The sequence below is a fragment of the bacterium genome, from assembly GCA_035703895.1.
Lineage (GTDB): Bacteria > Sysuimicrobiota > Sysuimicrobiia > Sysuimicrobiales > Segetimicrobiaceae > Segetimicrobium.
The window spans coordinates 1-22895 of record DASSXJ010000164.1 but is presented as its reverse complement, the minus strand read 5'-3'; the positions used below and the strand labels follow the sequence as shown (position 1 = coordinate 22895).

Here is a 22895-nt window from a genome sequence, read left to right as displayed (position 1 = left end):
CGTCCCGGACCTGGGGTTTGGGAGAGTCTCCGCGCGCCGGCATCATCTCTGCTTACGACAAGGAGGCCGGGACTCCGGCACGTCTACCGCTCCCCGTCCCGGGCGATGACCTCGGCGGCGGCCTGGATGGCCTCGAGAATCTTCTTGTAGCCCGTGCAGCGGCAGATGTTGCCGCGCATGTAGTGCTTGATCGCGGCGACGGACGGGCGAGGATGCTCCCGCACGAGCGCGGTCGCGGCGAGGATCATCCCCGGGGTGCAGAACCCGCACTGGAGCGCGGCGTGGTCGATGAATGCCTGCTGCATCGGGTGCAGTGCGTCGCCCTGCGCCAGCCCCTCGATCGTCAGGACCTCCTTGTCCCGCGCCTCGTACGTCAGATACGTACACGCACTCACCGGTGCTCCCCCGACGAGTACCGTGCATGCCCCGCACACCTGCACGTCACAGGACCGCTTCGTGCCGGTGAGTCCGAGTTGGTCGCGGAGCGTGTCGACCAGCAGGTCGCACGGCTCGATCCTCAGGACGTGCCGGCGCCCGTTTACCGTGACTGCCACGTCCATTGTCGGCCGGGCGTTTCCGCCGGCAGCGGCCACCGTCATGACAGGTGCCCTCCGTCAAAGCGCGCGCAGGCGGTCCGGATTGCACGGCGCACGAATACCTTGGTCATCTCCGTCTTGTATTCCGCGGACCCGTGCAGGTCGTCTGTCGGGGTGATGGTACCGTCCACCGCCTGGGAGATCTCGTCGAGCGTCCGGAGCACGTCGGCGACCGTCCGCCCTTTGATCTTGACCTCCACCTCCCGTAGGCGCGTGGGACGGGGATGAACGCACCCGACCGCCACCCGCGCCTCCGCGACGTGCGCGTGACCGGTGTCCAGCATCAGCAGAACCGCGACGCCCAGCGTCGGGCGCTCGTGAAATCCGAACTTCATGTAGGCGCCGCATGTGTGCGGCCCGGGAACCGGCAGGCGAACCTCCGTCAACACCTCATCCGCCCCGCGGGCCGTTTCGTACGCATCGAGGAAGAACTCGCCAGCCGGAACTTCCCGGCATCCCGCGGGCCCTTCGAGATGCATGATCGCCTCGCACGCGACGCACAGCGTCCCCGGGTCGGCGTGCGGTTCCGCGAAACATAGGTTGCCGCCGATCGTGCCCACATTCTTAACGCGCACGTTCGCGACCGCGCGCTCGACCTCGGCCAAAAGCGGAAAGTGGCGCGCCACCACCGGCGAGCGCTCGACAGACGTGTGCGTCGCGACGGCGCCGATCCGCAATGTGTTCGAGCCGGCGTCGTGGACAATGCCGTCGAGCCTGGGGATCGTCTTGAGATCGACTAAATGTCCGTACCGGAGCAGCCCTTCTTTCATGACGAGCAGCAACTCCGTGCCTCCGGCGTAAAATCCGGCATCGTCGCCATATCGACCGCGAAGCCGGCTCGCTTCCTGGACTGTCGCGGGTTGATGCAGTTCGAACCGTCGCAACACGAGATGTGCCTCCGTACCGTTCCTCGGCGAATTGGCGACGATCCGGCGGGATTGTATACGGGATACAATTCTTGCGACCCCGACACCCGTCGCTTCCCACCGTGACGCGATGCGTCTTCGACCGGAAATCTCTCGATCCCTCCACTCACACTTTGGCGCCGCAGCGCTGTTCATTCCGCCTACTTCGATGGTGCCAATAAGATGAGCCAGCCCGCAGGCGCGCCCGCCGCGCCCAAAAGCGCGACAGTTAGTGTATACTGCCCGTAGAGCGCGCGTTCCTCAAAGCGACTAGTGCGTCGCCTGCGTGGGCGGGAGACCGGAGGCGCGGATGGAGACGGCTATCGAAGCGCATATCGACGCGCTCCGGCGGGGCGATTACAAGAACATTCGCGAGCTATTGTTCAATCATCTTCGGCATCTGATCATCACGGGACGCCTCGAGACCGGACAGAAGCTGATCGAAGAAGATCTGGCCGAGCAGTTCAAGGTCAGCCGGACCCCCGTGCGCGAAGCGATTCGGAAGCTCGAGATCGAAGGACTGGTGCGGTATCAGTCGCGCCGCGGGGTCATCGTGACCGGGTTCTCCCGCCAGGATATCGACGAGATCTACGCGACCCGGGAAGTGCTGGAGGGCCTCGCTGCCCGGCTGGCGGCCCAGCACGCCACCGACGAAGAGTTGAGCGAGCTCGGGCGGCTGCTCGAACAAATCAACGAGGCATCGCAGGCTAACAACTTCGAACGGGCGGCGCAGATCCATACGCAGTTCGACGAGCTGCTGTACCGAATGGGGCGGAACCGGCGCCTGGTCGGCATCCTGACCCAATACGCCGAGTACATCGAGCACGGCAAGATGATCTCGCTCACCCGGCACGGCCGGGCGGACGAGATCCGGGCCGAACATGCGGCGATGTTCGAGGCCATTGCCGGGCGCGATCCCGACGCCGCGGAGCAGGCCGCCCGGCTTCACGTGGCAAACGCCCGGCGGGCGTTTTTCGGACAGGCGCGCGTCGCCCGCAGTCAGCCGGCGCCGCCGCCTGGTTCCAACGGATCGCGGCGCCGAAAGAACGAGACCGTCACTCAGCCTCCATCCCGCAAGCGTGGCCGCGAGACCCCAACACGCGCCTGACGTAGCGCCAGTATTCCTCAATCGGCTGAGAGCACTCGATAACGGCGAGGTCGGCGGTGGTCAGGATCGTGACGAGGCCCGGCCGGCGTCTCGTGATCCGCCTGCTCGTCCCGCTTACCCCGCGGTCTCCAGCTCTCGTCTGACGGCATCTGCAAACTGCGTCATGATGCCGTCCGCCTTGTGCTGGATGATCCCATATCCGAGGGTCCCCAATTTTCCGAGGATGCTCGTGTCGGACGTGATCTTGAGCTTGGACCCCGAGTCCGTACCTTCGAGCGTGAGGTCGAGGATGACCTTGAGCGAGCTGCCCATCGCCGAGTCCCGACCGGCGGCCTGTGCCTTCAGGCGGCGGTGCTCCTCGACCTCGAGCACTTGAATGTCCAGAGGGAACTGCACTTTGAACGGGCCGACGCGCTCGCTGACGACGCACTCGTAGCGCTCGTGCGGCACCACGGTGCGAGCCTCGCGGCATCCCGGCAGACACTTGGTCACCCGTTCGACATCCCACAGGAATGCCCAGACGCGGTCGGGAGGCACGCCCACCGTGAGCTCCTTCTCGAACTTCAACGTGCGGTGCCTCTGCTCAGGCGGATACCTTACCCATCGCGGCCGGCGCCGCCTCGAACGGCTCCTCGGTCCAGTACCGCTTCCACACTTCGCCGGTGCGGAGTCCCTCCGGGATATCCTCGACCCGGAAGCGAAGCGTGAGCTCGATGTGCCCGTCGGCGTGCCGCCACGCATGACACGGTTTGCCGAGGGCCACCCGGACGACGCTGTCCGCCGGCGAAGCTCCGTTGATCTCGCCGACCAGCGCGGACTGCGTGGTCTCCGACCGGACGTCGTCGTGGTGACGGCAGATCGAGTTCGGTCCCGGACCGTTGGCGTGGTCACGGGTGAACGACACAAAATCGTCGAGCGTCAACCGGCCCGACACGGCCCCGAGCAGCTCCTGCGTCCGCACGAAGCGGCAATAGGACGAGAGATCCTTGGGATCGTTGAGTTCCTGCAGCGTGACGAACCGGTTGGTCCTAGACCCGGCGCCCTTGTCGTACGCCTGCACGGCCACGCGATCGTACGAGCCCTCGATCACACACGCGCGCGTGGAGTCCACAAATTCGAGGTTCCCGGGGGTCGCCATCGGCGACTCCGCGACGCGGGCGACCATCGCCTGCGTGGCCAACATCGCCGCGGTGAGCTCGAGCCCGTCCCGGGCCAGCTGGGCCCGGTCCACCGCCCGCTCCTGCGTCGACGTCACGGCCCGGGTGCGCAGCTCGTACGTCCGCGCGATGTTGGTTCCAGCGCACACGCCGCGGTCGTTGATGCCCATCTTGAGGCCCGTACCGCCCGCCTGGCCGACGCCGATGATGGCGGGCTTCCCCGACTGGCGCAGTGCCACGAGGATGTTGATTTCCTTGTTCTTGTAGAAGTTCGGGCCGACCATGTCCTCGCGGCCGATCTTGTCGCTGTTCTTCATGAACAGCGTCCGTCCGCCGGCCGTCGCGTCCGGCAGCGCCCACATCACGGTGCACTCCTCAGGGTAGACCCGCCCATGGTACATGTTGTACGCGAGCAAGTCAGGGTACCCGACCCGGGCCGCGGAGGCGATCCCGGCGATCTCCTCGCACCGGGCATCGGCCAGCGCGCGCCGCTCCTCCGCGAGGGCGCCGGCCCGCAGCGCCCCGCGGTCCATCCCGGCGGCCGCGACGCGCCGCCAGAAGAGACCGAGGTTTGCGGCGACGGCCTCGGCAAGCTGCTCGCCGTGGGCGCATCCGATCTGCCAGGAGGTTCCGATTCCCACCAGCGTGTCCATTCGGCGTGTCTCCCCCCTCGCGGGCGTCGGGGCAACTAAACGATCGGCGTCTGCAGCTCCCCCCGCGGCTTCCCGACGACCTCGCCGTTCTCCATCACGACGTTGCCGCGAACGATCGTGTAGACGGGCAGGCCCTTGACGCGGAACCCGTGGAACGGCGTCAGCTTGCTCTTGCTGTGCAGCTGGTCCTGGTCGATCGTGCCTTCCTTTCGCATGTCGACGATCGTGATGTCGCCGTCGGCGCCCCGGCCGAGGTGCCCCTTGCGCGGCCACAGGTTCCACGCCCGCGCTGGGCCCTCCGCCTGCACCTTGACGTATTGATTGAGGCTCATCCGTCCGGCGTTGACCTGCGTCAACATGAGTGGCACGTTGGTCTCCACGCCGGGCCAGCCCGGGATCGCCTTCCAGATGTCGCCCATGGGATTGTCGAACATTTTTTCTTCCCGGGTGTGCGGCGAGTGATCGGTCCCGATAACCTCGATCGTCCCGTCGAGCAGGCCGCGCCACAGCGCCTCGGCGTGCTCCCGCGACCGCACCGGGGGATTCATCTTCAGCATGGACCCGAGGTTCATCCGCACCATGTCCTCGCCTTCCATGATGAGATAGTGCGGTCCCGTCTCCCCCATGACGTCGACGCCGCTGTCCTTGCCGCGCCGGACCAGATCGACGCCTTCGGCGGCGCTCATATGGTAGATCATCAACTTGCTCTTCGCCTCGCGCGCGAACAGAATCGCCCGGGAGATGGCCTCGGCCTCCGCGACGGACGGCCGCGACTCCAGGTGGGCCAGAGGATCTTTCCGGCCTTGGTCCTGAAGCTTCTTCCGAAGGTAGAGGATGATGCTGTTGTCTTCGGCGTGCACGCCGCACCGCAGACCCGTCCGTACCATGATGCGCCAGGCGTCGATGATTTCGCCGTCCTGCGGCGCCGGGATGTTGCCCACGGTCTCCCCGAGGAAGATCTTGTATCCGACGACACCCGCGTCGGCGAGCGGAAGGATCTCCTTGCTGTTGCCCTCGATGATCACGGCGTAAATGCCGTAGTCGACGTACGAAGTCCCTTTGGCGCAGGCGACCTTCGCGTGGAACCCCTCGACGTTCGACGTCGGCGGGACGACGTTCGGCATGTCGATGATGGTCGTGATACCGCCCGCGGCCGCCGCCTGAGAGCCGGTGTCGAAGTCTTCTTTGTAGTCGAGGCCCGGCACGCGGAAGTGCACATGTGGGTCAATGAGTCCGGGGAGCACGTGCAGGCCCGTCGCGTCGATCGTCCGCTTGGTCTCGGGAAGATCGTCCCGCACCATGATTTCGTGGACTTTGCCGTCCTTGATCACCACGTGACCGCGATAGCTCGCGGCCGAACTCACGATGGTACCGTTCGCGACGATCAGGTCTACTGCCATTGACCGCCTCCTGTCAGTGGACCCCGCGGGTTGGATACGGGATACAGGTTTGCCTCACATATGTTTCCACCGCGCACAATTGCTCTCCTTCGAGAAATGCGGAACCGGACGCCGAAGCGAACGACTGAGCCGCGGCCTATCGCGGCATGACACCGAGACTTCCCAGTGCAAGCGTCACGAACTGCGGCGTGAAGATCTGGTTGACATCGATGACGCCGCGCAGGATCCCCAGTTGGACGAGCAACCGTTGCGCCCCCGCGACAGAGGCGGCCGAGACGCCGCCGTTGACCCCGTAGTACCGGCTCACCTCCCGCACACCGCGCGCGGCGAGCGCCGGATCGAGCCCCGCAATATATTTTGCGACGATCTGCGCCGCGGCGTCGGGATTCTGCGCCGCCCAACGGTAGCCGCGAATGTCCGCGCGCACAAGTCGGGACAGAATCGCCGGCCGTTCCCTGATCACGTCGTCGCGGGTAATGTCGTATGCTGTCGGGAGATCGGGAAACTCGTCGCCCAACGAAGCGATCACATGTACCTTGCCCGCATCAATGGCGTCGAGCACCGGCTTCACCACGGCGATGGTGAGCGAGGTCGCATCCACCCGGTTCACGAGCAGCGCGTCAACCCGGGGCACGGGTCCTCCAATCGCCAGATATTGGATGTCGTCCGGGTTCACGCCATACTTGGCGGCGAGAAGCTTCACCTCGTTGTGTGTTTGACCACCCGGCTGGGAGATCCCAAAGCGCTTTCCGCGCAGGTCAGCGACCGACGTGATCACTCCGGCGGCCACCACGACATCGGTGGCCCGTTCCACGGGCCCAGAAATGATCTTGATCGGCGCACCGTTGGCGTACGCGAGGAACACGGTGGCCGGATCGGTCAGGGCGATATCGACCTGCCGGCTCAGCAGCGCGCGCACGACCGTCACAGATCCCGGCAGCGGCACGATCTCCACGTCCAGACCTTCCTGCTTGAAGAACCCGCGCTCGAGTGCGAAATACGGCTCGATGCCTCCGGGGAGCCCGGGTGGCGCGGTCGGCAGGCCGTAGACGACCCTGGTCGACGGGGCTGCGGCGCTTCCCACCGGCATGCCGTGGGACAACGCTGCCGACGATGAGACCAGCGCAATGAGGCACACGATCCATCGCCGCAGGCCGAACGTCATCACGTACACCCCCCTCGCGGTCTCAGTCGGCGATCTCCGGCAGGCGGTCGCGCCAGCGCGCGACGATCTCGGCTCGGACCTCGGGACCCGCCGTGCACACCTCAGGGAATTCGCGTCCGAACGGGCGGCACGCATCAACGACAAGACGCGCGTTCAGATTGCGACGGTCGGGCGGATAGCTCATGGGATCCAGCGGCGTGCTCCACCCACCGGTAAGGACATCGACGTCCTCCCGCGGATCGACGCGGCTGCACATCGCCCACAGCACCTCATTCGTGTTGGTGGCGTCCACATCGTCATCCACCACGACCGTCCAGCGATTGGCGTAGGCGCCGGCATGGCACTGGGCGGCGACCAGCGCGGTCTGCTTCGCGTGCCCGGCGTACATCTGTCGCAGCGCGATGATCGTGAACATCCTCGAACCGCCCGCCTCGTGGCACCAGACCATCGAGATGCCCGGGATGCCGGCACCCTCCAGTTCGCCCCAAACGGCTGCGGCCCGAAGGAATCCGCGATAGTACGTGTCGTCGTTGGGAGGTTTGGCCGGCAAGTTCCCCATCATGATGGGGTCTCGCCGACGGCGAACCGCGGTCACCCGGATGACGCTGGCCGGCCGCGTGCCGCCGGCGTAATACCCGAGCCACTCACCGAACGGACCCTCGTCGCGGCGGTCGTCCGGGTGGATCTCTCCCTCGAGCACCGCCTCGCTGCGCGCCGGGATCGGCAGGTTGGTGAACTCGCTTTGGAGCACCTCGGACGGCTCGCCGCGCACTCCACCGACGACTTCGAGTTCGCTGGTGCCGTACGGCACCTCCAACCCGGCGACGAAGAACGCGAGGGGATCGTGGCCCAGCGAGACCGCAACCGGGCACGGCCGGCCCTGAGCCCAGTACTTCTCCATGATCAGCCGGCCGTGCTTTCCCGGCGAGATGTAGAGGCCGGCCCGACGCCCGTCGTGGACCTGGACGCGGTACACGCCGACGTTGACCCACGCCGAATCTGGGTCGCGCTGGAGCACAAGACATCCAGTGCCGATGTATCGACCTCCGTCCTTGGCGTGCCATCGCGGCGACGGAAACTGGAGAATGTCCACCCGGTCGCCGGTCTCCACGACCTCGTTGACGGGGCCGTCTGAGACCTTCCGGCACGGGATCGTCGGGTATTGTCGAGCGTACCGCCGCCACGCGTTCACGATGCCCCGCGCGTCTGTCTGGAGGGGCAGCCCAAGGGTAAGCGCGACCCGGGACTGGCTCGTCAGCGTGTTGGCCAGCACGCGCCAGCCGGCCGGATAGTCGGCGATCTCATCGAACAGCAGCGCGGGCAGGCCCATCCGCCGTTGATAGAGATCGACGATCGTCCCTATTTCCAGATCCCAATGCGCGCCCCGGACCTCCCGCAGTTCGCCGGCGCGGCCCACGGCATCGATCCATTCGCGAAGATCGCGAAATCCCATCTGCCTATGGCGCCGCCGCGGACGCGCGCCCAACCCGTTTCATGTACCCCAGCACCTCGTCCGCGGTCAGGACGTCCCCGTATTTCATGTGCATATCCAACAGGCTGGCCTTGTGGGCGATGTGCAGGCGGTCGGCGCATCCGTCGGCCACGATCCCTACGCGGAAGTTATACGACATCGCGTCCACGCAGGTCGCCCGGACGCAGCCGCTCGTCGTGAAACCGGCAAGCAGGATCGTGTCCGCCCCGTATGAGTGCAGGAAGCTCATCAGCGGCGATCCGAAGAACGCGCTCGGAAAACGCTTCTCGATGACGACTTCACCAGGCCGCGGAGCGATCTCGGCGACGATCGGCATCTCCAGCGTGGGCGTGTCGGAAGCCACGTCGGGCGGTCTGCGCTTGCGGGCGAAGCTGTCGAACGACTCCTCGCCCGCCTTGATCCCAGACTTCGAGTACATCACCGGAATGTCGCACGAGCGCGCAGCGGCGATCAGCAATTGGATGCGGGCGATCGCCGTCCACGCTTCGTCTCCGACGCTCGTCGGATAGGCAGCGATCGAGGCAAAAATGTCGCCGCGCACCCCAACAAAATGCTGCTGCGCGTCCACCACGAGCACCACGGGGCGCTGCCCGAGCCCCCGGCGTGTACCGTACCCGCTCATTTCGATGACGCGGCGATCGCGATCGGTGAGCATATCGTCCCACGCGGCCATCAGTGCTCCGTCCTCCCTCCGCGGTTCCGTCCGGTCGCACGGCTCCGGCCCGAAGGCGTCGCGTGCTTACCGGTGCACGAATCCCAAACTCCCCATCGCCAGCGAAATGAACTGCGGCGCGAGGATCTGGTTCGCGTCGACCACACTCCGCACAACCCCAAGCTGCATGAGAAGCCGCTGCGCGCCTTGCACCGAGGCCGCGGTGACCCCTCCATTGATTCCGTAGAACTTGCTGATCTCACGCTCGCCGTGTACCAGCACCGACGGATCGACCCCCGGGATGTACTTCGCCACGACGAGGGTTGCCGCGTCGGGGTTCTGCGCGGCCCAGCGAAGGCCACGGATATCCGCCAGCACGAGCCGTGACAGGATCGTCGCCTGATTCTTCACGACGTCGTCCCGCGTGATGTCGTAGGCCGTCGCCAAATCTGGGAATTCGTCGCCCATCGATGCCAGGACGTGCACCGAACCTTGGTCGATGGCGTCCAGCACCGGTTTCAGAATCGCGATGGTCACCGTGGTCGCGTCCACGCGGTTCGACAGCAGCGCCTGGACGCGCGGGACGGGTCCGCCGACCGAGAGAAACTGAATGTCGTCGGGGTTCACCCCATATTTGGCCGCCAAAAGTTTCACCTGGCTGTGCTGCTGCCCGCCTGGCTCGGAGATCGCAAAGCGTTTTCCGTGCAGGTCGGCGATGGATTTGATCGAACCCGCGGCCACAAGTGAGTCCGTGCCCTTTTCCACGGGCCCCGAGATGACCTTGATCGGCGCGCCGTTCGCGTACGCGAGAAAGACGGTTGCAGGGTCGGTCAGGGCCACGTCGACCTGCCGGCTCAGCAGCGCGCGCACGACCGTCACGGAGCCCGGCAGCGGCACGATCTCCACATCGAGCCCGAGCTCTTTGAAGAACCCGCGCGCGAGCGCAAAGTACGGCGTGACAGTGGTAATCGCGGGCGGGGCAGTCGGAAGGCCGTAGCGGACTTTGATCAACTGGGGAGCCGCCCCGGCCGTCGTTCCCATACCCGCGAGGGCCCCCATCCACATCACGATCGCCAACGACACGAGCCTGTGAGCCGTGCGGCGTCCCATGCCGTCCTCCCCCCTATGCGTTGTTGCGGGCCCTAGCCGGCCCGCTCGGTCTCCTTCCATGGCGCCAACAGCAATTCGACCCGCCGCGCCACCGCCGTCAATCCCACTCCAAGGGCCGAGAGGACCAGGATCGGAACAAACAGCTTGGCGGTCGCGAACGCGTTCGAATACACGATGATCAGGGCGCCCAGGCCGGTAAGTGCTGTAAAAAACTCGGCCACGACCATGCCGATAACCCCGCGGCCGACCGCGACACGGATCCCGGCCATCACGAACGGGACCGCGCTCGGCAGGATCACCTTGGTCATGATCTGACGGTCGTTGGCGCCGTACGCGCGCACAACGTCGACCGATGCCCGGCTAACGTCGCGCACGCCGGCGTACGTGTTGATGACGATCGCGAAGAAGCACGAGAGGAACACGATCACGACCTTCGCGGCGAACCCGAACCCGAACCACAGCATGATCAGCGGAATCAAGGCCACGCTCGGTGTGGCATACAGCGCGGTGAGAAATGGATCGAGCCCCTCGTGCAAGAGCTTGTAGCGCCCCATCAGCAGCCCGACCACCACCCCCACGATCACCGCGAGGAAGAACCCGGCCGCAAGCGGCTGCAGACTCTGCCCGAGCGCCCGCAGCAACTGGCCGTTTAGGGCCAGCTCGACGAACGCCCGGGCCACCGCTGTCGGATAGCTCAACAGAATTGGGTTCAGGGACCGTCCGTACACCTCCCACGTCGCCAGGAGCGCGGCGGCGATCGCGCCCTGGACCAGCCGAGGATGGTCGGACAGCCGGAACCCTTTCCGCCGGGGCGGCGTGCGCCCGTAGATCAGCCCGTCATCCGCGGGCGCGGAGTCAATCGACCGCAGCAGCATCTCGCCTGGGCTCATAGTAGTCCGTCCTTTCGTGGAGCACCTTCGCGACTCGCCTGCGCACTTCGACGAAGTCCTCGTCGGACCCCAGATCTCGTCCGTAGCGCGGCGTCGCGAGCTCCACCGGCACTTCGGCGACCAGCCGCCCCGGCCGTGCGCTGAACACAAGGATTCGATTTGACAGGTACACCGCTTCGTCGAGGCTGTGGGTGACGAACAGAATCGTGGTGCCCGTCATTTCGCAGATCCGCAACAGCTCATCCTGGAGCAGCGCGCGCTTCTGCGCGTCCACCGCGGCGAACGGCTCGTCCATGAGAAGAATCCGCGGCTCCACGGAAAGCGCGCGCGCCAGGCCTGTGCGCTGCTGCATTCCGCCGGAAATCTGGTGCGGATAATACCGTTCGAACCCCGACAGGCCGACGAGGTCGATGTACTTGCGTGCGGTCATGCGGCGTTGCTCTCGGTCGAAGCCGTGGATTTCCAGGCCGAGTTCCACATTCCCGAGCACCGTGCGCCACGGGAGCAGTCCGTAGTTCTGGAAAACGATGCACCGGTCCCGGCCCGGAGGTCCCGCCAACTTGTCGTCGATCAAGACCTCGCCCGAATCCGCCACCTCGATCCCGGCGATGATGCGCAGCAATGTGGTCTTGCCGCAGCCGCTCGGGCCGAGCACGGAGACGAACTCGCGCTCGCGCACGACAAAACTGGCGTCCTCCAACACAGGCAACGCACCCCAGCCCCGCGGCGTCCATCGGAAGAACAGTTTAGTGACGCTCTGGACCGACAGGACACTAGAGGGCTGCGAACTGTACGAAGATAGCGGCTGCAAACTTTATCCCCCTGACATAGTGATCGACCGTGACAAACTCGTCGGTCGCATGCCCGCGGTGTCCCGGAGGGCCGATGCCCGTGCCTACGCCCGGCATCCCGAGGCGGTTCCCCAGCCACACGCCCTGACGGCCGGCGTACTCCTCGGTGGGTTTGACGATCGGGTCGCCGTAGAGCGTGCGGGCGGCGGCAACCACCGCGCGCGCGATCGCGCTGTCGGGATCCGTCTTCGCGGTCTCAACGGCGGCCAGCGCCCGAACGCCGACATCGTGAAACCCGAGCCGGTCGAGGTGCGACCGGAGCAGTGCGAGTGCGCGGTCCGGCGTCTGGCGCGGGACCAGGCGGAACTCCAGCTTGGCGGCTGCCCGGTTCGGGACGATGCCCTTCGGCCCATCACCCACGTACCCGGAGACGATTCCGCATACAGTTGCGGACGGCTGGAAGAGCAGGCGCTCGAGCGCCTCGGCTCCTTGCGTCCCGAGGACGAACTGAGTGACGCCCGTCTCGCGCTTCACCAGTGCGTCGTCCCAGGACATCGCCGCCATCAACGCGCGGTCTCGCGCCGTCGGCCCCTCGACATCGTCGAAGAAACCGTCGATCACGATGCGCTCGTCCGCCGCCTTTATTGAAGCCAGCGCCCAGATAAGGCGCCACGCGGGATTCGGGTACAGTCTGGCCCCGGCCGAGTGCAGCTCGGTCGGCGCGCCATCGGCGCTGAGCTCCACGTACAGCATGCCGCTCGTTCCCAGCCCGATCTTGGGAACGCCGCGAGGGTCGATCGCCCCGTCGAAGGAGAGGGCGGCATCCGCGCCGAGCCGGTTCCGGTAGCGATCCACGAACGCCGCGAGGTTCGGGCTCCCGCGCTCTTCCTCCCCGTCGAGGATGAGCACCAGCCCGCACGGGGGCTGCCCGCGGGTCGCCCGGAAACTCTCGACCACCTTCAGAAACGCCAGAGCGTTTGCCTTGGCGTCGGTCGCCCCCCGACCTACCACGCGGCCGTCGACGCGGGTCGCGGCGTACGGGGGGTGGCTCCACTCTTCCGGGGGCCCGGCCGGGACGACATCGTAGTGACTGTAGAGCAGCAACTGTTTGCCCCCTGGCGGACCGGGACATGACGCGTAGACGATCGGAGCAAGGTCGTCTACCGCGATCGCCTCGGCGGTCCACCCGGCGTCCCGCGCCAGTGCGACGAGGTAGGCAGCACAGGCCTGCTGGTCCGCGAGCCGCCCGGTTTCGCTCGGATGCCGCACACATTCACGCAGGTCTTCAACGAACCGCTCCGTTTGCGCGTCGATGTAGCGGGACACGTCCTCGAGCGCTCCCGAACCGGCCGCGTGACAGACGGGACGCTCCCCCACGCCGGTCATCCGCTCCGCGCCTCGCGCGCCACGCGGACCGTGATCGTCTGCTCACGCCCGCACAGCTCCCGAATGGATGCCACGCCGTGGGCGCGCATCAGCGTGACCAGTTCGCGGTTGATCCGGCGGGCGAGACCCGGCCCCTCGTAGACAAACTGCGTGTAGATGCTCACGGCATTGGCGCCGGCCAAGATCGCGGCGAACGCATCCTCGGCTGAGCCGATCCCGCCCTGTGCGACGATGGCCGCGCGCCCGCGCGTCACCCGGTAGACCTCGCGAACGGCCGTCATCGTGCGACCCAGCACCGGCCGCCCGCTGAGACTGCCGCGTCCGCGGGACAGACGCGGCTCGACCACCGGCCGGGTTCCCGACACCATGAAGCCGTCGACGCCTCCGCGGAGGCTCGTCTCCACAAGATCGGCGAGATGATCACGATCCACCTCGACATCCAGCGACGGCAGCTTCACCCAGAGCGGTTTCTCGCGGAAACGCATCAGCTCGGTAAGGAGCGTCGCAAACTCCCCACGCGAGACGAAGTTCTGCTCGTCCGGCGTGTTGGGGCAACGCAGCGCGACCTCCAGCGCATCGGCCAGGGGTTGGAGGGCGCGAAATCCCGCCACGTACTCGTCCAGGGTGAAACCCATGAAACTCACGATGACGGGCACGGCGCTGAGCCCACGTCCCCTCCAGCGCCGCAGCGAATCGGCGCACCCATTCACACCGCGACTGGGAAGGCCGAGGCAGTTCGCCAGCGCGGCCTGATCGACGTAGCGGAGCAGGCGCGGGCCGGGATTGCCCTCCCGGGGAGTCGGCATCACGGTACCGGCCTCGACGAAGCCGAACCCGAGAGAGGCAAGGCCTCGCATGACTTCGCAGTCTTTGTCGAACCCCGGCGCGACCCCCACCGGATTCCGCAGGTCCAGCCCCCCGGCGTGCTGGTGCAGGACCGGGTCCGCGAACGTGAACACCGGCCTAAGCGCCTCCCACGCGCGGCTCTGCCGGAGCGCCCACAATCCCAGGTGGTGGGCGGTCTCCGCCGGCAGCAAGAATGCGGCGGGCCGAATGAGCGCACGGTAAACGTTCATCACGGCCTGACTGAGCCCCACGACCCAGAATCGTGCCCGGCATCGCGGGTGCGGCGCAAAATCTCCTGGCGGAACGCCATCGCCCCTTCAACGACGTCCAGGGGAATCTGGCCAACGTCGCCCGCGCGGTCGTTGGGCGTGTGGCTGACGCGTGCGACGATGAGCCAAGGGCCGGGCTCGCGCCAGGCCCGCGACAGGGCGTCGGCGGCCTGCCGGGTTGTCTCAACTACGACCGTCGTCCCCTGCCACCCGCAGGCGTCCGCCACCGCCGCCAAATCCACGCCGTGCCGCGTTGCGCTCTCCACCGTCCCTCCACCCACGGTACCGTACACGCCGTTGTCGCACACCAGCACGACGAGGTTGGGGGCACGATACCGCGCGGCCGTCGTCAGCACACCGAGCCCGGCAAGCATCGACCCGTCTCCTTCCACCGCGACGACGCGCTCATCGGGCAGCGCCAGCGCCAGCCCCAGCGCGACGGCGGTGGGATACCCAAGCTCCATCTGGTAGATACTGGTATGCTCGCGCTCGGTCGCCCACAGCAGCCGGGAGAGCAGCCCCGGCCCACCGATGGCGGGGCAGGCGCCGCGCGCGGTCGCAAGGACCTCGAGCACGTCCCGGTAGGTCACGGCCCCATTCCCTGAATGACATACGCCGGAATGAACACGCAGACGGGAATCTTCTGTCCCTGGATCGTTTGCATGGCTCCTCGAACCGACGTACCGAGCAACCCGGCGTCGTGGACGACCAGGTGCGGGATGCCGAGGCCCTCCGCGGTCCCCTCGCCGACAATCCGGGTGGCCCCATGGTAGTCGAAGCGCTCCCCCAGCACACGGTTGTGGCTGGCCAGGACCAGCATGGGTGTCCGCTGCAGGAGGGCCCGGGCCAAGATCAGGCCGCAGTAGCCCATCCCCGAACCCTCCATGAGCACGACGGGGCGGCGCCCTCCCAGGTAAGCGCCGGCCGCAATCGCAACACCCTCGTCCTCGCGCGAGCACACCACGGTACGGATCTGAGGATCGGCCTCGAGCAAATCCGTCACGGGATAAAGCACGCTGTCGGGAAGGTACACCGCGAAATCCACGTTCGCGCCTTTCAATGCGGCATAGACCTCCCGCGCCGCCGCGCCGAAGGCCGCTGCGGTGGACATCAGGACTCCAGCCCGAGTTCGCGACGCGGCCTGGTGCAGGTATCGACGGCGACGTGGATCAGCAACTTGATCAGCGTATACACGCTCTCTAGGTGCACGACGCCCATCGAAAACTGACCGGCGAACGGCCCCGAAGACGGCGGTCGCGGCATGCCGATGCGGGCGGTAGGCACACCCCACTGCCGGAGGATGTTCGCGTCGGTCGCGCCGCTCTTGTTCCCCTCGGCCACGTGGGGCCTTCCCTCAAGCGCTTCCCATCCGCGAACGGCGGCCCGCACGATCCAGCCGTCGGGATCCGAATGGCTGCCGGGGATGCCCAGGACCATCTCCCACCCGAAGTCGAGATGCGGATGGGCGCGGTGGATCTCGTCCATCGCCTGCGCGAACTGCGCCTTGACGCCGGACGGGCTGGTCCGCGGGTTCACCCGGAGGTCGACGTGTATCTGACAGACGGCAGGCGTGAACGCCGGCTTGTGCGGCCAGCCACCGACGATCGCACCGATGCTTCCCTGAGGTGCAACGGCCCCCGATGTGTTGCGGGCGGTATACTCGGGGAACCACCGTTCTAGCGCCTGCGTCACCTCCCCGGCAGCCACAATCGCGTTCTGATAGGGAAGAATGTGCCTCATGCCCGTGTATGCCAGGGTGCCTTTGACATCGATGCGGAACCAACACACGCCGACCTCTTCGTACGATACCGTCCACCCGGGCTTGGCGATGAGGGCAAAATCGCCGCGCACGCCCTGCTCGAGCATGTGGGCGCAGCCGACCCCTTGGCCGATGTTGCGGCGCCCGCGGCGGTGGAGGGGCGCGTTTGCCGGCATCCCGCCCGCGCCGAGCCCAACGACGAGGTCCCCCAGAAGCGGGATACCCGCTCGGGCAATGGCCTCGGCGGCCCCGATGATGCACGCGGCGTACCCTTTGGGGTTCTCCGCACCGAGCCCCACAACGAAGCCATCCTGGGTCGTCGCAACCGGCACGAGATCCGGCCGCAGGGAGGCACCGGTCCAAGGGAGATCGTCAATTTCCGTCCCAGTGAACGCCGTGTCGATTGGCGAGTACAACAGGAGATCCGCGCCCCCGCCTCGGCCGGGGCAGACTCCGACGGCATTGGCCTGCTGGTCGTCCAGGAACTGGCAGTGGGCCCGCAGGCCGTGCTCCCGCAGATGGCCGGCGATGAATTCCGCGAGCGCCCGCTCTTCGCCGGGCGGACTCGGAATGTTCACCATCGCCGTGAGCAGACGGGCCAAGACATCGCGGTCGATGCTGGCCCATGCGGCGTCCACCCAGTGCCGCTGTTGTGCCGTCAGCGTGTCCACGATGTTCGACACGCTCAGCGGCCCGCCTCGGCTCGCCACAGCATATCCGGGGCAAGGGGGACACGGTTGACCGCGATGCCGAACGGGCGCAGCGCATCCTGCACCGCCAGCGACACCGCGGCCTGCACCGGAATCACCCCACCCTCTCCGGCACCTTTCGCGCCGAGGGCGTTCAACGGCGACGGAACCTCGATGTGTTCCAACACCACTTCCGGCACCTCGGCCGCCGTCGGAAGAAGGTAGTCGACGAAGGTCGTCGTCAGCAGCTGCCCGTCGCCGTCGTAGACGAGGCGCTCGTAGAGTGTCTCGCCGAGCCCGTGCGCGAACCCGCCGAGCACCTGCCCTTCGACAAGGGAGGGGTCGAGCATGCGACCGCAGTCGTGCACGATCACGTATCGTAAAATCACCACCTCGCCGGATTCCGGTGTCACCTCGACGATAACGGCGTGCACGCCACTGCTTACCGTCGGGCTGCTCGGCGCGAAGGTGGCGCGGGCTTCCAGACCGCTGAACGACACCCTGGTCCCAGGATCCTCCGTCAAGTACGCGCGCCCGCCGGCCAGCGTCACCTCCGCGCTCGACACGTTCAGCCGTCCCGCGGCCTCATCGAGCAGCTTCGCCCGGAGGGCCTGGGCGGCATGCAGCACCGCTGTGCCGGCCACGACGGCTGTCCGGCTCCCAAAGGTACCCATCGACGCCCCGGCGAGACCGGTATCCCCTTCCACGACCGAGACGTCGTCGGCATGGAGGCCCAACTCGGCCGCGGCCACCTGCGCCAGGATCGTTCGGTGACCCTGTCCCTGCGAGCCGCATCCGACGATCACGCGCACCCCGCCGCGGTCGACGCGAACGACCGCCTCTTCTTGCGGACCGACCCCAGTCAGCTCTACGTAGCACGCCAGCCCAATGCCACGATAGACACCCTGGCCCCGCAGGCGTTCCTGGTCCCGCCGGGCCGACGCGTACCCGATCGCCTCGAGCGCCCTGGCCAGGCACCGCGGGTAGTCTCCGCTGTCGTACACGATCGGTTGACCATCCATGTCCCGAAGCCCCCCGGCGTAGGGCATCGCCTCCGGGACGATGAGGTTCCGCCGCCGCACCTCCGCCGGGTCGAGGCGAAGCGCGGCCGCGGCCAGGTCCATGATGTGCTCCATCACGAAGGTTGCCTCGGGTTGCCCGGCACCACGCACCGGCGAGGTGGCGACCCGGTTCGTATAGAGGCACGTCGCTTCGACTTCAACGGCCGGGACGCGGTACGGTCCCGGGAGGAGTGACAACGTGTTGAACGGGACCACCAGTCCGGCGGATACGTACGCACCCATGTCCTGCACGAAGCTGTCTCGTACGCCAAGGACCGTCCCGTCGCGCCCGAGGGCGACCGAGACCTGGTGCACCTGCTCCCGCTCTTGGGTAGTCGTCAGCAGGTGTTCCCGCCGGTCCTCGATCCACTTGACCGGGTGGCCGAGTGTCCGCGCGAGGTGGGGGATCAGATAATCTTCCGCATAAAACCGGCCTTTGGGTCCAAATCCACCCCCGACGTGCGGCGCAATGACGCGGACGCGCTCCTCCGGGAGACCCAGCATGGCGGCGATGTGACGGCGGTTCTGATGGGGGCGCTGACACGACGCCCAGACAGTCAGCACGCCCGAGTCACGGTCGACGGCCGCCACGACGCCGCGCGTCTCCATGGCCTGGCCCGTGCTCCGCGAGATGTGGAACGAGTCGTGCAATACCAGATCGGCCCGCGCGAACGCCCCGGCCACGTCGCCGGTCTCCTGACGGATCCGCGCCGCCACATTGGATCCCAGGTCCTCGTGCACCAGCGCAGGGCGGCCCTCGGCCGCGGCGCCCAGGCCGGTCACGACTGGCAGCGCCTCATACTCCACCTTGACGCAATCGAGCGCATCCTCTGCGATATAGCGGCTGGTCCCCACGACGACCGCGATCGGCTCACCGACGTAGCGCACCCGATCGCGCGCCAGTGGAAAGGCGGTGCGCGCGCGAAGCGCGGGATGCGGCCGCAGGTTCGGGAGCGCAGGTGTCTCCCGGGGCAGATCGGCGAACGCAAGCGCGGCGACGATGCCGGGCCATCGCAGCGCCGGCGTCACATCCACCCGCCGGAGCGCGGCGTGGGCAACGGGGCTACGCAAGATCGCCGCGTGGAGCATGCCGCGCAGCCGGATGTCATCGACGTACAGGCCTCCGCCGCGAAGGAGTTCCCAATCCTCCAACCTGCGCGGACCCCCTTCGTGCACGCGCGGCGGTCCCGGAGGAGCCGCCGCCTCCACCACCGCATCGCGCCGGGACGTCATCGGCCGTGGCGATCCTGTGGCAAGGTGGACGGCGTCGGCTGTGCCGCTATCGGAGCAAGACCTGCCCACACCCTGTGGCGAACCCCGCGATCGGTTCGTAAAAGACAAGTTCTGCCGGTCGTTCCTCGAACGCGCCCCCGAGCGCGATCCACGACCGGATTTCGCTCGTGGAATTCCCGGCCGCGGCAATCTCTTCATCGGTCAGGTTGGCGATCTGCCGCCGATCGCCGCCGCAGAAGTCGCGCAGGAACCTGCGGTCGAACGCCTCGTCGATTCTTCCCATCTGCTCGGTTCCCACGGAATGCGAGAGGCCCCCCGTCGCGATGATCGCCACCCGCTTCGAGGAATCCCAGCGCGCGATCGCATCGCGCAACCATTCCCCAAACGCATAGCAGCGGCGGGCGGTGGGGCATGGCGGCGCTGCACAGTTGATGAACACCGGCACGATCGGCACACGAGCCTCCTCATCAATCATGTAGAGGGGGACCATGATCCCATGGTCGAGCTCCCATCCCTCGGTGCGGGCCCAATCCACGCCCGAGTCGAGGCCGGTGGTCAGCAAGAATCTCGCCGCCTCCGCCAATGCCGGAATGCGCCGGTAGGGGATCCCCGCGCTGCGTTCGGCTGGGCCTTCAAACCCATCCGCGACGCCGATGCAAAACGCCGGCATGTTGTCGATGAAGAAGTAGTTCAGATGTTCTCCCGAAATGACCACGGCCACGTCGGCACGCGCGTCCCGCAGCGCCTGGGCGAGTTTCCGGTATCCGCCGCGAAATCCCTCGACCTGCGCCGGATTGCCCATCTCCGGAGACTGCGTGATGAACGCCACATGCGACGTGGCCAGGCCGAGGCACAACTCCGCCACGACAAATCCCCCCTCTAGACTAGAGACTCAGGCAGGCTCACGCTCCGGTCATCGGTTCATCTTTCGCTCTGGCGGCGAACTCGCCGGGAGGCAAGCCGTGCCAGAGATAATACTTGAACACAAGGTTCGGAAGCGCGCCGAGCGCGAGTAGGCGGCCGTATCCAGGTTCGAGCAAGGCGGCCTTCTCTGCGGTCGCGAGGCGGTAGCCTTCGAGGAACGGCGTCAGGTTCTTGAGGATCTCCTGACGATCAGGCCGCCGAACCAAATCAAACAGGACGCGATTGATCTCGTACTGGCCCATTGCACTTCCTCCCGAATGAGTCTACGTTACCATCGACCTGCGAGAAAATCGAGCACGAGATGGTTGAACTCGTCGGCGCGTTCGACATGCGCCCAGTGGCCGCATCGCGGGAAGACGACCATTCGAGCGCGTTGGAGCCGCTTCAACAACAACAACCCGACCTCCAGCGCGCCAAACCGATCGTCCTGACCCCAGATGACGAGGGTCGGCGCGGCGACCTTGTCCAGATGGGCGAACAGGTCCTCGTTCTGCGGCGGGTTTTCCGTGAACAAGGCCACGACCTCGGGATCCGCGCTCGCGGCGTACCGCTCTTCGACCATCTCGTCCGTGATCATCCCGGAGGTGGCCACCAGGGTGTCCATCAGCGCCCGCATCTTGGCCTGCGTGGGACCCTCGGGCCCGCGGTAGTAGTCGCGGATCAGACGCACGCCTTCCACGGGGAGCGGGGTCAACGCGCTGAACGAGATGGGCGAGGCTCCCAGCACCACCAGGCGATTGACGCGGTGCGGAGTGTCGATCGCCATCTTCAGCGCCACCTGACCGCCCATGGAGTTCCCCACGAAGTGCGCCGAGGTCAAGCCTACCGCCTCCATGAACGCGTCGAGGACGCCGGCCGTGAACGTGAGGCGCCCGCCCTCGATGACGACCTTGTCCGACCGTCCGTATTGGGGCAGGTCCACAAGATACGTTCGGTGTTTCGAGGCAAACGCGCCGACGTTGGACTTGAAGTTGCTCCATGCGCTGGCCCCCGGCCCCGCGCCGTGCAGGCAGATCAACGGCTCACCGGCGCCGATTTCATGATAGTGCAGGCGCACTCCGGCGGCCTGAATGAATTTCCCCGCTTGTTCCCCGACGACTGGACGCTCCACCAGCCCCTCCCTTACGCGCGCGACTCTTCTCGCACGTCGTCTTCCGTGGTGATCTGGGGCATGCGCATCGCCGCAGCCGGGCCCTCCGTCTGGAGGGCACGTGCGGTCTCCGCCAGCTTTCGCCAGGCGATGATGGACACGTCAGGGCGATACAGCCGCTCCGGGGGCGTCCGCATGAGCCTGACCATCCAGGCATCCTGATCGTTGAACTGACCGTGAAAGATCGGCCGGAGGTATGTCCAGTACTTCAGCCGGTACAGCAGCGCACCCAGGCCGGCCCTGTGCGCGACCGCGATTTGGGCGTACAGGTGCCTGCCTGCGACGGTCGGGATGTACCACTCGAAATCCACCCAGTCCGGATACGTAACCTGGAGCAAGCCGGGCAACCGGATCGACGTTCGTGGACCTGCTCCACGCCGGTGCCAGAAGCGAAACCGCGGCCACCGGCCCAAGCCTGGGTAGTCTGTCTCCCATCCAATCTGGTCGTGCACGCGCGAGATCCACACGCCGTTGTTATCCGTGACGACCCGGGTCCGGCTCCACGCCGGTACCCGCCGAAAGAACAGGAAGAGCGAGCTCCGGTGAAGATACTTGGCGTGCCCCTCATCGAATCCGTTCTCGGCCGCGTGCCGCCAGTCGCCCTCCCGCTCCGTCAATCGGCCGAGCACGAGAGCGTGCTTATGAAGGAACTCCTGCGGAATATCCGCCTCCACGGGCCGGGGCGCATCGTCCCCGATGTATACCCAAACGAGTCCGGCGCGCTCTTCGACCGGATAGGTGCGCACGCGCAGCTTCCCGCACAGGGGCGAATCCGGCCCGTCCGTCAGTACCCCAACGAGCTCGCCCGACCGAAGCGCATATGTGAACCCATGGTACGGGCAGGTGATGGTGCCGGGAAATTCCTGTTGCCCCTCTGATAGCGGAATGCCGCGGTGTGGACACCGGTCTGAGACGCAGTATGCCGTCCCATCCACGTCTCGAGCCAGGCACAGTTCTTCCCCCAGCAGCGTGATCGCGACCGGGGTCTGTTGAAGGCGGCGGGAGAAGGACACGGGATACCAGTATCCCCGAAATCCCAACTCGGCGGAATCGTACGCGGGGTAGTGACTCTTGCCGTACTCCATGCCGGTGACCTGCCGGCGGTAGCGCATGCTGGAGCCCCCTCGGCCAAGCCGATCGATTCAACGCGGGAACGCCAGGCCGGGGCGCCCCTCGACCCATCCTGTATACAATATACAAGCCGCTCGTTAGGACATCCTCCTGGACAAACCAGCTCTCCAACGGAGCAACCGGCGGTGATGATATCGAGGCTCGCCGACCTCTGTTACTTGAACCTCGGACCACTACAATCGCAGATCCAATGAGTCCGAAGCGTGACACGGATTACCGGACACATCTAATCCCTAGGCACGACTACTGTACTCATTTTGCGCTGGTAGACCAACCGAGATCGATGCTACAGGTCGCTTCTTCAGCCGCCGCTCGGCGCCTCGACCGCCCGCTCCAGGGCCAAGCGATTGACCGCGGCGACCTCGATTGCGGTGAGTCGCTCGACTTTGCCGATCTCGATATCGACACGCGCCATGACCTCGTTCGAGACAGCCGCCGCCTGCTTTGTCGGCGCGGTGTCGGCGAGAGATACAGTGTTGATCAGGTCCACGAGAGTATCATTAAGGCCCGCGGGGTTGCGCAGCACGT

23 protein-coding genes are annotated in these 22895 nt (G+C 66.5%); 1 reads left to right on the top strand and 22 read right to left on the bottom strand.

Annotated elements, in window-relative coordinates; all coding sequences use genetic code 11:
* Positions 1-83: 83 nt before the first annotated feature.
* The gene (locus VFP86_11710; GenBank protein ID HET9000306.1) at positions 84-599 is read right to left on the bottom strand and encodes a (2Fe-2S)-binding protein; all 516 of its coding nucleotides are present in this window, start codon (positions 597-599) and stop codon (positions 84-86) included.
* The gene (locus tag VFP86_11705) at positions 596-1483 is read right to left on the bottom strand and encodes a xanthine dehydrogenase family protein subunit M (protein ID HET9000305.1); all 888 of its coding nucleotides are present in this window, start codon (positions 1481-1483) and stop codon (positions 596-598) included. Before VFP86_11705 ends, VFP86_11710 begins: the two co-directional genes overlap by 4 nt.
* A 328-nt stretch (positions 1484-1811) precedes the next feature.
* On the opposite strand from VFP86_11705, the gene VFP86_11700 reads away from it, so the two are divergent.
* On the top strand, positions 1812-2609 hold the full coding sequence (locus VFP86_11700) for a GntR family transcriptional regulator (GenBank protein ID HET9000304.1): 798 nt from the start codon (positions 1812-1814) through the stop codon (positions 2607-2609).
* A 114-nt stretch (positions 2610-2723) separates the two neighbouring features.
* Here the strand turns inward: VFP86_11700 and VFP86_11695 are convergent, their stop codons facing one another.
* The 20 genes from VFP86_11695 to VFP86_11600 form a co-directional block, all read right to left on the bottom strand.
* Positions 2724-3176 carry an SRPBCC domain-containing protein gene (locus VFP86_11695; protein HET9000303.1) on the bottom strand — a complete coding sequence of 151 codons (453 nt, stop codon included), beginning with the start codon at positions 3174-3176 and terminating at the stop codon, positions 2724-2726.
* A 16-nt stretch (positions 3177-3192) separates the two neighbouring features.
* A complete protein-coding gene (locus VFP86_11690; protein ID HET9000302.1) occupies positions 3193-4419 on the bottom strand; it encodes a C45 family peptidase in 1227 nt (408 codons plus the stop codon).
* 35 nt (positions 4420-4454) lie between these two features.
* Positions 4455-5819 (bottom strand): allantoinase AllB, encoded by a 1365-nt coding sequence (gene allB, locus VFP86_11685; GenBank protein HET9000301.1) that lies wholly within the window; start codon positions 5817-5819, stop codon positions 4455-4457.
* 136 nt (positions 5820-5955) lie between these two features.
* Positions 5956-6984 (bottom strand): ABC transporter substrate-binding protein, encoded by a 1029-nt coding sequence (locus tag VFP86_11680; GenBank protein ID HET9000300.1) that lies wholly within the window; start codon positions 6982-6984, stop codon positions 5956-5958.
* A gap of 22 nt (positions 6985-7006) precedes the next feature.
* Complete coding sequence (locus VFP86_11675) at positions 7007-8437, bottom strand: UbiD family decarboxylase (GenBank protein ID HET9000299.1); 1431 nt, start codon at positions 8435-8437, stop codon at positions 7007-7009.
* A 4-nt stretch (positions 8438-8441) separates the two neighbouring features.
* Positions 8442-9149: an isochorismatase family protein gene (locus tag VFP86_11670; GenBank protein HET9000298.1), complete on the bottom strand. Its 708-nt coding sequence runs from the start codon at positions 9147-9149 to the stop codon at positions 8442-8444.
* Positions 9150-9215: 66 nt separating this feature from the next.
* Positions 9216-10238 carry an ABC transporter substrate-binding protein gene (locus VFP86_11665; GenBank protein ID HET9000297.1) on the bottom strand — a complete coding sequence of 341 codons (1023 nt, stop codon included), beginning with the start codon at positions 10236-10238 and terminating at the stop codon, positions 9216-9218.
* 32 nt (positions 10239-10270) lie between these two features.
* Positions 10271-11128 carry an ABC transporter permease gene (locus VFP86_11660; GenBank protein ID HET9000296.1) on the bottom strand — a complete coding sequence of 286 codons (858 nt, stop codon included), beginning with the start codon at positions 11126-11128 and terminating at the stop codon, positions 10271-10273.
* Complete coding sequence (locus tag VFP86_11655) at positions 11094-11831, bottom strand: ABC transporter ATP-binding protein (protein HET9000295.1); 738 nt, start codon at positions 11829-11831, stop codon at positions 11094-11096. The genes VFP86_11660 and VFP86_11655 overlap by 35 nt, the downstream gene beginning before the upstream one ends.
* A gap of 70 nt (positions 11832-11901) precedes the next feature.
* The gene (locus VFP86_11650; GenBank protein HET9000294.1) at positions 11902-13305 is read right to left on the bottom strand and encodes a M20/M25/M40 family metallo-hydrolase; all 1404 of its coding nucleotides are present in this window, start codon (positions 13303-13305) and stop codon (positions 11902-11904) included.
* Positions 13302-14381 (bottom strand): dihydroorotate dehydrogenase (quinone), encoded by a 1080-nt coding sequence (gene pyrD / locus VFP86_11645; protein HET9000293.1) that lies wholly within the window; start codon positions 14379-14381, stop codon positions 13302-13304. Before pyrD ends, VFP86_11650 begins: the two co-directional genes overlap by 4 nt.
* A complete protein-coding gene (locus VFP86_11640; protein ID HET9000292.1) occupies positions 14381-15010 on the bottom strand; it encodes a thiamine pyrophosphate-dependent enzyme in 630 nt (209 codons plus the stop codon). The genes pyrD and VFP86_11640 overlap by 1 nt, the downstream gene beginning before the upstream one ends.
* Complete coding sequence (locus tag VFP86_11635) at positions 15007-15531, bottom strand: thiamine pyrophosphate-binding protein (protein HET9000291.1); 525 nt, start codon at positions 15529-15531, stop codon at positions 15007-15009. Before VFP86_11635 ends, VFP86_11640 begins: the two co-directional genes overlap by 4 nt.
* Positions 15531-16862 carry a deacylase gene (locus tag VFP86_11630; protein ID HET9000290.1) on the bottom strand — a complete coding sequence of 444 codons (1332 nt, stop codon included), beginning with the start codon at positions 16860-16862 and terminating at the stop codon, positions 15531-15533. The genes VFP86_11635 and VFP86_11630 overlap by 1 nt, the downstream gene beginning before the upstream one ends.
* 2 nt (positions 16863-16864) lie before the next feature.
* The gene (locus tag VFP86_11625) at positions 16865-19162 is read right to left on the bottom strand and encodes a xanthine dehydrogenase family protein molybdopterin-binding subunit (protein HET9000289.1); all 2298 of its coding nucleotides are present in this window, start codon (positions 19160-19162) and stop codon (positions 16865-16867) included.
* Positions 19163-19208: 46 nt separating this feature from the next.
* Positions 19209-20027 carry a hypothetical protein gene (locus tag VFP86_11620; protein ID HET9000288.1) on the bottom strand — a complete coding sequence of 273 codons (819 nt, stop codon included), beginning with the start codon at positions 20025-20027 and terminating at the stop codon, positions 19209-19211.
* A 37-nt stretch (positions 20028-20064) separates the two neighbouring features.
* A complete protein-coding gene (locus tag VFP86_11615) occupies positions 20065-20328 on the bottom strand; it encodes a hypothetical protein (GenBank protein HET9000287.1) in 264 nt (87 codons plus the stop codon).
* A 26-nt stretch (positions 20329-20354) separates the two neighbouring features.
* On the bottom strand, positions 20355-21197 hold the full coding sequence (locus VFP86_11610; GenBank protein ID HET9000286.1) for an alpha/beta hydrolase: 843 nt from the start codon (positions 21195-21197) through the stop codon (positions 20355-20357).
* 11 nt (positions 21198-21208) lie between these two features.
* Positions 21209-22348: a Rieske 2Fe-2S domain-containing protein gene (locus VFP86_11605; GenBank protein ID HET9000285.1), complete on the bottom strand. Its 1140-nt coding sequence runs from the start codon at positions 22346-22348 to the stop codon at positions 21209-21211.
* A 320-nt stretch (positions 22349-22668) separates the two neighbouring features.
* Positions 22669-22895, bottom strand: a 227-nt coding sequence (locus tag VFP86_11600) for a hypothetical protein (protein ID HET9000284.1), incomplete at its 5' end; no start/stop codon positions are given.